The 11,833-nt window shown below is 43.9% G+C and carries 4 protein-coding genes; all 4 read left to right on the top strand.

Features of this window, described 5'->3' with window-relative positions; translation table 11 throughout:
* Positions 1 to 176 precede the first annotated feature (176 nt).
* The 4 genes from ACFQZE_RS21745 to ACFQZE_RS21760 all read left to right on the top strand — a co-directional run bounded on the left by ACFQZE_RS21745 (position 177) and on the right by ACFQZE_RS21760 (position 11,814).
* The gene (locus ACFQZE_RS21745) at positions 177 to 1,328 is read left to right on the top strand and encodes a glycosyltransferase family 4 protein (protein ID WP_379361019.1); all 1,152 of its coding nucleotides are present in this window, start codon (positions 177 to 179) and stop codon (positions 1,326 to 1,328) included.
* A gap of 370 nt (positions 1,329 to 1,698) precedes the next feature.
* Positions 1,699 to 5,895: an S-layer homology domain-containing protein gene (locus ACFQZE_RS21750; protein WP_379361021.1), complete on the top strand. Its 4,197-nt coding sequence runs from the start codon at positions 1,699 to 1,701 to the stop codon at positions 5,893 to 5,895.
* Positions 5,896 to 6,376: 481 nt separating this feature from the next.
* Positions 6,377 to 9,217, top strand: a complete 2,841-nt coding sequence (locus tag ACFQZE_RS21755) for a hypothetical protein (RefSeq protein WP_379361023.1) — start codon at positions 6,377 to 6,379, stop codon at positions 9,215 to 9,217.
* A 119-nt stretch (positions 9,218 to 9,336) separates the two neighbouring features.
* Positions 9,337 to 11,814, top strand: a complete 2,478-nt coding sequence (locus ACFQZE_RS21760; RefSeq protein WP_379361025.1) for a hypothetical protein — start codon at positions 9,337 to 9,339, stop codon at positions 11,812 to 11,814.
* Positions 11,815 to 11,833 lie beyond the last annotated feature (19 nt).

Genomic DNA, 11,833 nt, shown 5'->3' on the forward strand with positions numbered 1-11,833 from the left:
GGGTAAAAACGGAGTTGGTATTTCTTTTTCGATCGGAGTATAATTCACTTCGGAGCAAACGGAACGGCGAAGTGCGGGAGTTAGCCGCATAAGCGAACGTTTCCCGGTGAAATATAAGCAGAGTATGGCTCATGGGCTAAAGCTGCTTATGTTTTCAGAAAAGGAGAGTTGTACGTATGCCAGTTGGCTTTTTGTATACTTTGGGATTTATTATCGCTCTTGCACTTGCTCTTGTGATGACTCCGCTCGTAAAGAAATTTGCGTTTAAAATCGGAGCTATCGACAAGCCGAACCACCGGAAAGTACATACGCGCATCATGCCTCGTCTTGGCGGACTCGCTATTTACATTGCTTTTGTCGGTGCGTTTCTTGCCGTCTCGCCGTTCATTCCGGAAGGGCTGCTTCGCCCAAGGGATGTGAATATGATCAACGCGCTGCTTGTCGGCGGTACGATCATCATTATTCTTGGCGCTTTGGACGATCGCTTTGAACTATCGGCTAAAGTGAAGCTGCTTGGCCAGCTTGCTGCGGCGTGTGTCGTTGTTTTCGGATTTGATGTACGCATCGATCTTCTGAACATTCCGTTTGGCGATTCCATGCAGCCGATCGCGCAATGGATCGGCATCCCGCTGACAATCTTGTGGATTGTCGGTGTGACGAATGCGATCAATTTGATCGACGGGCTAGATGGACTTGCGGCCGGCGTATCCGGCATTGCGATCGCTACGATTGTCGTGATGGCTTCGCTGATGGGCTTCCAGCCGGTTATTTTGCTAAGTACGCTGCTGCTGGGCGGCATTGTCGGGTTTCTGGTGTTCAACTTCCATCCGGCCAAAATTTTTATGGGCGATTCAGGCTCGCTGTTTCTGGGCTTTAGCTTAGCAACGTTGTCGATGCTTGGATTCAAGCAAGTCACAATCGTATCGTTCGTAACTCCACTGTTAATTATCGGCGTTCCGCTTTCTGATACTTTCTTTGCTATCGTTCGCCGCTGGGTGAACAAAAAGCCGATTTTTGCACCGGATAGAGGCCATCTGCATCATCGCCTGCGCGACCTCGGCTTCAGCCATCGCCGCACCGTACTCATCATTTGGGGCGTTGCCGCTGTGTTCGGCATCTTGGCCATTGTTCAATCGGCCGTCGTACAATCGACCGCAGCCAACTGGATTACATTTGCGGTTATCTGTTTGCTGATGTTTTTACTCCAGATTGGAGCAGAGCTTACCGGCATTGTCGACAAGACACGCCGTCCACTCATTAACTTCCTAGCTCGGATTGGGCTGGTACGAGTGGCTAAGGTTGACACTCAGCAGACTCGCGGCAAATAACGGACTTATCTCAAATAACCCCGTATCCTTCATGGATGCGGGTTTTTTTATGCCGTTTCTAAACGAGTTCTCCCTGCTGCCGGGCAGCAGTCATTTTCGTCTAAATACGGGGGTAAATTGGCAGCTTGTCTAAACATCCGGCACTGCCCCGCCGATATTAGAAATACAGTACTATTCTTCGGTCAGTGCGTCCAATTAAGGAGTAAAAACCTGACTAAAGGGATAAGGGAGGAACGTTTATAAGCCACTTCATTTTCATCAACTGCTTTCGCGGCGAAAAAGCCCTTTCTCGAGAAGTCATTGCCAGTTTACCGAATTAAATGACGTACGCAGCTTAAGAACCTGATCTACATAAAGGAGGAACACTGTTTTGAAAAGAGCGTTAGCTTTATTACTGACCTTTGCGCTAATCATTGGCATACTGCCGAGCTACATGGCACCCCAAAAGGCGGATGCCGCAGGATCTTATTTTTTGTTCCCTAACGAACATGACACCATCGCTAGCGCAAGAATCGTTTCTACACCGACTATCGGTCTTCAAGGAACGATCAATGGGGTGAACGGTGCTTCAATCAGCTACAATGTCAAGCAAGTGACATCGTCTGGCGCGGTTCTCAACACTACGCAAGAGATTAGTACGGGAATCAGCACGACTAACGACAACAAAATTAACGTTAGCGGAATTATTTTATTCCCAGGCATCAATAAGATCACATTTAAGGGGATTGCGGGCACTTCTGAAGTGAGCGAGTCCATTTACGTGGAATACCGAAACAGCCCGATGCTTTACGATCTAAAAGTCAATTTTGAAAATAGGGAATATGACATGCAGGAGTCGGGTCCGACTATGCTCTATTCCACAAATACACAAGTACAAAACCAAGGCACTATTGTCATTACGGGTAAAGCTCCTAATGCAACGAAGGTAACGGTGCTCATTAACGGACGCAGTTATGACTTTAATGTATCTTCTTCCTCAAGCGACAGCAGATTCAGCACATCGCAGCTTACGATCGACAAAGGGATGAACAACATTACATTTAAGGTCTACAACAATGGACAAATCATCGAAACGACGCGCGAAGTGGCGTATTATAACGGTGAAGTAACGTTTTATAATCTAAACATTACGGATTCGGCTGCTTCGCCTAAATCGGCCAAGTTGGAAAACAACGTCGACTTTTTGACTGGAAGCAATGCAGCTGGCTACGTCAAACTAAAAGGATCGGCTATTGTGCCTCTCCCGATTCGGACATTGAATGATTCTAATACTAACAATCAGCAAACGATCGTACAGCCTAGCGACCCCGCTTTCCCTGGCACGCTTGCTGGACTGCTCTCTTTGGAAGCTCAAATAAACGGCGGTGCAGCTGTAACGATTCCTGTGAACAGCGGCAGCGTCACTTATTCCATTGACTCTTCCAACAAATTTGTTACGGTCAATTTTACTTATGATCTGCCGGCGTTTACGTTTGATGCCAGCAATCGTGTCCGTTTCAAAGCGCCAAACGATAAAGTGTTTGGCTTCTCGAACTGGTATTCTTTTACGATCCGCAACAGTAGTTTATCTTATATTTACGATATCAATTATCTTTCGGGATTTGACAATTCCATGGTTACCCCGAGCACAAACAGCTCTCAAGTTTTGGGTTTGCAAGGAATGGACATTCCAGCAGATGGGGTAAACGTCTACTCGATGCCGATGGCCGTTGAGGTTCTGATAGGGAACTATACGGCAATTACAGGCGGCAACAACGACTTGTTTAAGGTGAATGGCAAGGCTCAGGCTGATACGGGATCGAATTTCAGACAAGTTCAGGGACCGGGAACAGGAACTCAGCCTTCATTAACGGAAGTGGTCTACCTGACCATTAATAACGAGTCTGTGCCTTTCCTAAGAACGTTCATAGTATTAGACCAGCTTCCGCGTACAGGGACAAACGAAATTACGTTCCAATTAAACCGTGGAGGATCGGTTGCGTCGCAAGAGACGAAAAAAGCAATTGCGAAGCTTTTATACGGGCCGCATGCCAAGTTTGATTCTCTCGTAGACGGAATGAAGGTGGAGTTTGATACCGTAAGAGGGAACTCGGACAATTTGCTTTCCTCGCTTGGCAATTTGGCAGGCCAATTGCTAAACGTGACGAATACAAACGATATTCGCTACGAAAATACTACAGTCAGCGGATCTACGCTTAATCAATCAGTATTTTTATACTTAAATAATGTCGAGATTCCTTTGGAGCAGAATGGGACAATTACGAAGTTCAAGCCTAAAGATATCGACAGCACGAATGCTACGGATAAGGCGGCAGCAAGAAACCGCATCGTTAATGTATTGAACAAAGCTGGAGACAACACGATCAAAATCGTATTCCGTTCCGGTAACAACGTTTATGAGAACACAATGAAGTTCAGTATCGTTCCGACAAACCTCCCGGTTATTCCGGCACCGAATACGGATGGGGTATATCCTTATTCCAGCGGAGCAAACAAGCCGTTGCCGAACGATCCGAACTTTGTAAAACAAGGAACGATCTTTACGACTAAAGAAGCGTCCTACAATGTGTACGGCACTTTCGACTTTGTGGATTTAGGTACGGATACGAGTTTTACAGCAGGACATGGCTCTCTGCAAGATAAAAACAATTATATCGTTTCGATTTCTTCACCGAACTGGAAGACCTCTGTTAAGTGGGATCTGAGCAAGGAGTTTTGGCCGATGAAGGATGGAGCGCCGCTTGCGGGGTATGAGACAACTCCGTTTAACCGGCAATCCACTGGAAGCAATCCATCGACCCAGGACGCTACAGTTGTATTTCAATATGATGTAACGAATCAAAATTTCTCTTTCATTATCAAAAACCAATCCATGCCGATTGACGGAAGCTCGCAAGTATATGTCATTACTGTATTTAATGCAGGCGAGGCTGGACCGAGAGCAACTTACCGACTTGAAATCAATCCGGTTTCCATTCCTTATACGATCAAATCGCCGCTTGCGGAAGAGCGCATAATGAACCAAAACTTTGTTGAGGTCATCATTACTTCCCCAGGCGCTGACACAATCATTATTGGGAAGACACAAGCGGAGCCTGTCAAGTTCATTGAATATGTAGGCGGCATAGCTACGTATATCGACGCGTTTAAAGCGGTGGTCAAAGACTTGCGTGAAAATAGGGAAACCAAAATCCCATTCACGATAACGCGTGGCGAAGATACGATTAAGCAAGAGTTGACGGTTAAATATGTGCCTGCCACTATTCCGGGCGCGCAGAAGCTTGAGACGATGAAGTCTTCGCACAAAATGTACGACAACGTGCTGCAGCTCGATTTTGCAAGAGGCACGCAGCTTGTTCGTCCGAATTATAATTCGTCGAACAACCAGTCTACGCAAGTCTATAATGGAAATGATATTTTATTTGCTGTAGCCAATCCAAACGATGGCATTATCAACCGTCATATGTTTGAGAGCCAACCGCCGAACTATTCCGCAAACAGCCAGGCGGAAGGCAATCTGCATATAGGCTACCGATTCCAAGACCTAGCTAGACAATATATTAAAGCAAGTCCATTGTTCTGGATCGATGCGGGTCTCGCGGATAATCCGGATCCTTCATCGCCACAGTTTGATCCAATTAAATCAGGACTTGATCCATTCCCGTTCCCTAACGTGGCGGGCAAGTATTTGGATAGCTTTGCAAAACGCTGGAATCAGTTCGACCGTCAGCTCGTTCCGTCGAAACCGGGCGAATTGACACTGACTTATGATGCTAATGTAGCGGAAGCAGCAGGAACTACGATTACGGTGTTCCGCTTTGATCCGTACAACAGCACATGGGAAAACATCGGCGGCGTAGTTGACCAGAAGAAACGGACCATTACGGTTCCGTTTACTAAGTTCGGTTATTACGTAGCAGCCAAAATGACAAGAGGTTTCAACGATATTACCGATCATCCATATGCTCGCGAAGCGATGGAAGCTATCTATGCCAAAGGCGTTATGAATGCTGTAGATCCGGTAGGCGTATTTGGAGCAGACCGTTTCGTGACGCGCGGCGAATTTTCTCGCATGATCGTAAGGGCGTTGGATTTGCCATTAAACTATGGTGGAGACCTTCACTTTACGTATTACCCTGAGACGATTACAAATGCGAACAACGCAAACGCGATTTACGACTACCGTTATATTGAAACTGCGGCAAGAGCGGGTATAGTGCGAGGCACAAGACCGGGCTTCTTTGACGAAGACGTAGAGTTATCCCGTCAGGATGCATCGGTAATGCTGGCAAGAGCACTCGATCTCAAAATGGAAACAGACGGAGTAAAAGCGAAAAAGGCGCTGGACAAAATCTTTAAAGATTCCGGCAGCTTCGACCACTATTCCATCCCGGCTATATTAGCCATAGAGAAGAAAAAGTTTATTCAAGGTCAATTGATTAATCCAACCAATCCTAAAGAGGGCTCTGTCTTCCTGCCGAAGGCCAGACTGCTTCGCAGCGACGCCGCTATCATTATGGGAAGAGTTATGAATGACATGAAGAAGCTTCCGCCGATTTATAACTAAATTACGGGACAAGATAGGGGCCGCAAATTGCGGCCTCTTTTCTGTGCGAGATCGTTCTTTATATGACCCCGACAAAGGGGCTTAGAGAAGTGCAAGACTTACCAGTGTAACATTATCCATGGAAAAACTTTTGCATCGACGATTAGATGATAGACAAGCTATACTAACAGTGTACCTAGCCCGTAAAATAAATGAGAGAACCCTCAGAATTTTTTTCATACATAATCGCAACTTTTCTGCACGACCGGCGTTTATATACATGACGCTTTCGCAAGGAAGGCTGCAAATGGAATGAATTCTCAAGTTCCTCTTTACGGTAGCATTAGCCCATTGTATAATGTTATAGTGATGCAGCTAGTCTAGCATCTATTCTTTCATGGTTTACAAGTTTCTACGACATGAGATTACATAGGGTTGATCATGAACGTAGACATTATTTATACCAATTACTGCTCTACTCTGGGAAGGGGGTGAATCGGCTATGAGGGAAACGAGCAATTTATTATCCAAACAAAACTCTCAACAACCGAAGCAATTTAGAGGAGGAGAAAAAAAGGTTATGAAGAAAAGTTTATCCTTGTTGGTTGCGATCGCAATGGTATTCTCCATGTTCGCAACTGTTGTATCTGCCGCAGAACAAAAAACTGCTGGCCAAATTTTGAACGAGTTGGGTGTTATTAAAGGAAACGCTGACGGCGACCTTAAAGAAGACCAAACTTGGAAACGTCAAGACATCATCGTTCTTTTGTCCCGTCTTCTTGGTGAAGAGGCAGCTGCTAAAGCTACTGCTAAATCCCACAAGTTCACAGACGTAAAAGACAAAAACTACGATGGTTACATCTCTTGGGCTGTTGCTAAAGGCCTTACTACTGGCAAAAGCGCAACTAAATTCGGTTTCGGCGACGAGCTGAAAAACCAAGATTTCTACACTTTCGTTATCCGCGTATTCGACAAAGAAGTTAAGTACGAAGACGTTCCTGCAAAAGCTAAAGCTTTGAAGCTTGCAGACGACAAAACTGACTTCAACGCTATTCCTAAACGTGGCGACACGTACACTGCACTTGTAACTGCTCTTAACACTGAAGTTCCAGGTACTGGCAAAACTCTTGCTCAAGTTCTTGGTCTGATCAAAGTTGCTGACGGAGTTTCCTCTGCAGCTGCTGTTGGCGCTAAAAAAGTTGAAGTTAAATTCAACGGTCCAGTTGACACAGCTAAAGCTGTTTTCGCTCTGAAAAGAGGCAACGCTGTAGTTAACGTTAAAGCATCTTTCGACGCAGCTAAAACAGTTGCAACTCTTGAATCCACAATTGCTCTTCCAGCTGGCGATTACACTGTAACTGTTAGCGGCCTTGGCCTTGCGGCTGGCAAAGACGCAGCTAAATTCACTGTTGCTGCTGAGCGCATCGAGACTGTATCCATTGAAGACAATGGCTACCGTACAGGTGTTCTTGCAGCAACTAACACTGTAGAAGTGGCTTACAAGCTTCTTAACCAATATGGCGAAGAAGTTAGCAATGGCGTAGCTGGCAACATTAAAGCTACTACTTCTGTTGGTACTGTTGTTGAGCCTACAACAGGCGGTAAAGTAGTAATTAATCTTGTTCCTAACACTACTACTGCTTTGAACCTGACTGTAGTTGACCTTAAGTTTGCTAAATCTGCTTCGAAAGCTGTTACTGTTCAACTTGCTAAGCATGTTGGCGAAGTAACTTTGAGCGCTCCAGAAGTTGAAGCTGGCAAAACTCTTGAGGCTGGCAAAACAGCAATCAAACTTCCTTACGTAGCTAAAGACCAATACGGCAACGTTGTTGACCTTGCTGCTGCTGATCTTACTGGTTTGACTTTCATCAAGAGCGACGAAGTAACAAACATTGCTTTGACTTCTGACAAGAAGAAATTGCAATTCGACATCGCTGCATTCAGCGGCCCTAAAAAGCTTGCTATCCAAGTTATCGTGAACGCTACTGGTAAATCCAGCAAAGTTGAGTTCGACGTTAACGGTGGAAAAAGCATCAACGCTGTAACTTTGGTTGCTCCTGCTGACCAATTTGGTCTTGGCCAAGCAAACTTCAAAGTTGAGATCCAAGCTAACGATCAATACGGCAACGCTTTGACTGCTCAAGAAATCGTTGACAGACAAACTGAGCTAGTTATCACTTCCGGTAACACAGGCGTATTCAATGTTGGTACTATCGTTAGAGACGGCGACAAAGCTTACGTTCAAGTAACTAGCCCTGCTAACGGATCTAAGAGCACTGCACTTCTTCTTGTAACAATCAAAACAAACTCCAACAACTCCAGCATTTCGCTGACTGTTGTTGACGCGAAATACGCAGCTACTGTTAACGTTACTTCTGACGTAACTAAAGCTGTTAAAGACGCATCGATCACGCTGAAAGGTACTTTCACTGATCAATACGGCAATGCTTACAACGCTGGAGCTGACGCTGTTGTAGTTCTTGAAGTAGACAATGCTAACTTTGGTGCTGTAGTTGATTCCACTTACTCCATCACTGCAGTTAAAGACACAGGCATCGTATTGACTGCTGCTGATCATGACAAAGCAACTAAAGTTTCCTTCAAGTTGTTTGACACAGCTGCAAACGCTACTGCTTATGTAAACAACAACGCTGTAACTGCAGGTCTTCTTGACACTGCAACAATCGACTTGGCATCCGTTAAGTCTGACGCTGCTTTGACTTACGAGATCGAAGCTTTGGGTACTATCGCTGCTAAAGCTGCTGGTTTGACTTCTAGCGCTTATGCTAAAGAAATTAAAGTAGTAGGTAAAGATTCCAGCGGTGCAAAAGTAGCTCTTAAATCCAATGTGATTCAACAAGCTACTGCTGCTGACCCATCTATCCTAACTGTTAACAACTCCACTGGCGGTACGTGGAAAGTAGCAGCTGTAGCTGACAAAGAAGGCGCTACTAAAGTTAACGTATTCCTCGCTAAACAAAATGGCGATGTAATCGTACAAACTGCTGACCTTACAATTTCCAAAGCAGCTCCAGTTGTTGCATCTATCACTGCTAAGAAAACTGATGACGCGGTAACTAAAGTAACAGTTGCTCAAGGATCTGTAAATGTATTGACTAAAAACGGTACACTTTGGTTTGAAGTGAAAGACCAATATGGTGTTGTTGCTAACGCAACTGGCACACAAGGTCCTACAGTTGCAATCTTTGTAACTAACAAAGATGGCGTAGTATCTGTTGTTCCTCAAGGTACTGATGCAGTTAACTTCAACGCTGCTGGTACTTGGAAAGTGAACGTATCTTCCGGTTCGCAATCTACTGTAGTAGAAGTTACAGTTCAATAATAACTATTGAACTAACGAAAAACCCTTTGGCATAATGCCAAAGGGTTTTTTTTATTAGTGAAACTTTATAAGGGCAACTAGCGTCTTAATTATATCAATCTCTAAAAGGAGCGAAAAAAATGTTAAGACGTATTGCGGCTAGTGTAGTGATCGGTTCTTTTATTTTTACTTCAGTCGCCATTCCCGTTCAGAACGTGCATGCGGCACCAGCTGTACAATCTGCTCATTTTGTACCAACGAAGTTTAAAGCCTTATACCTAACAAGCCATACATATTTGAAATTAAAGAATGTCGATATTGTGGAAGGCGATAAGGGCAAAGCTTTTGTATTTACAGTAACCGTGTACAACGGTGACAATAAATCAATTAGTTTATTGGATTACTGGTACAAAGTGAAGAATAAAAATGGATCGACGTACAAAATGAAGGCTATGGACGCTAATGTCAAAGAACTAGTCCCGGCGAAAGCCAATCGTGACTTTACATATTACGCAGAAGTAGATAACGCAACAAAATTATCGGATATTTTAGTTGAAGTGGTGAAATGGGATTTTAGCAAACCTAACTATGAAAGAAAAATAGGGTCGGTTGCTATACCGGCAAACTATGCAAATATTACGCCCTACGGAAAAACACAGCAGTTTAGCTGGAATAACCAGCTGCTGACTACGAAGCTTACAAAGGCGCTGCTAGCAACGGAAAGTGATGCCCAGCATCTGACCATTACATGGGAAGTTGTCAACAATGGCAATATGTCCATCAAGATGAATGGTACGAAATTTCAAATTAGAACGAAAAACGGACTAGTTTACCCGGTTGAATTTGACGGCAGCACGGAAACGGTTGCGGCAAAAGGGAAAAAACAGGTGACTCTTGCAGTATCTGTACCGGCTAATGTATCGCTAAATGGCGCTGCTTTGGTATGGAGCAACCAGCCAGAGGGTTATGTATATGGAGTTCCGATCGTAAGCCATGAGATCAAGACGCAAACAGAAACGGTTCAAGTAGGGCAGACTTTGAAATTAAACTTTAATTCACAAGTCATTGAAACTAGCCCTAAAGAGATTACAGCAGCGTCCGTTACAAACACGCTTAATCGTCTGGACATTGCTTATCAATTGACTAACAAAGGGAAAAAGAGCATTCCATTGCCTTCTTTAGCCTTTGAGTATAAATCGGCAAGCGGTGCTGTATATCCAATGGATATTAAGGAAGCTACGTTTAAATCGATTAATCCAGGCATTAGCAAAGAACTCGATTTGTCTGTCGAAGTTCCTGCCGCGGAAACGCAAGGAAAAGGCACTTTATTTATTTATGAACTTATAAAGGTAAAAGAAAAAGATGTGAAAAGACTTCTAGGTAAACATAATGTGAGCGTATCTACACAAGTGAAGTCAGATACACCATTTGCAACAAAAGTGGACTATAAGAACACTCAAGGGGCTTACAAGGTGACTGTTGATAAAATTTACAGAAACCCTTGGAATAACGAAGACATTATACAAGCCGAAATTGAAGTGGCGAACGCTTCCAGCAGTTCTCAAAATATTCCGGTGCCTGAATTAATTGCAGGGGTGTACTTGGATGGCGTTAAGCTAAAAGGAAACGTTCAAGTCATCAAAACAAGCAATGCGGTCAGCATTGGAAAAGGACAGTCGACTAAATATTTGGTCACGACAAAAGTTCCTTACACCCAGCAGTTCTCCACCATTAAGGTTGAAGTGGGAGAAAAGATTGGAGAAAATACAATTGCTATCGGTTCTTTCTCGGGAATGAATGCCGTTAAGCAACCGGCAAAGTATCGTTTTGACCAAGTTATCAGCTCACAGCGCGTCGATAAAAAGTCGGATCTGACGGCTAAAAAGGTTAAAGTATACGAGGGTCGCAGCTCAAGCATGTTCCTTGTAGACCTGGAGTTGACGAACAAAGGAAATCGAGTAGATCAGCTCAGCAATTGGGTTGGCTATTTCCGCAATAAATCCGGCATGGTATTCCCGGCTATCATTAGCAATACGGAAGATTTAATTAACCCGTATGGCAAAGTAAGCACATCGGCATATGCGATTATCCCTAAAAATGTGGGCTATACCGACTTTGAGCTTATTATCGGAGAAGGGTTAGTTGAGGGCAACTTTGCAAAGCCGACAGAAACGCCGACTTCTTTTATCTATCCTTCTATTATTGAACTAGAGTACAAAGAAAGCCCAGCATCCAATGTGCTTGAAAATCTTGAATTGTATCCTTATACATTTGGCATGAAAAAGGTATTAGCTAGCATTTTGGATGAAGGAAGAATTAAATTCAGCTTCGATTACAGCTTGGAGCAGCTTGCGACAGCCGAGAAGCAATTAACGAAAAGAGATGTCATTGTTGAAATAGTTGACGATGGCGGCAAGCAATATGAAACTCTGTTTAAATTAGGCGAGGATTTAAAAGAAACAAGAAACACGAGAAAAGATATTATTATTGAAGATTCGAATCTATTTGTAAATATTCCACAGTTTAAAAACTATACTGTCAATGTTTATGATGTAGTAAGCAATCATAAGCGTCTAATTGCAACTAAAAAGATGGAATGGTTCACTACTTCCTCTTAGTACCTCTTAGTAGAAATAG

It is taken from the genome of Paenibacillus sp. GCM10027627 (assembly GCF_042675505.1).
Taxonomy (GTDB): Bacteria; Bacillota; Bacilli; order Paenibacillales; family Paenibacillaceae; genus Pristimantibacillus.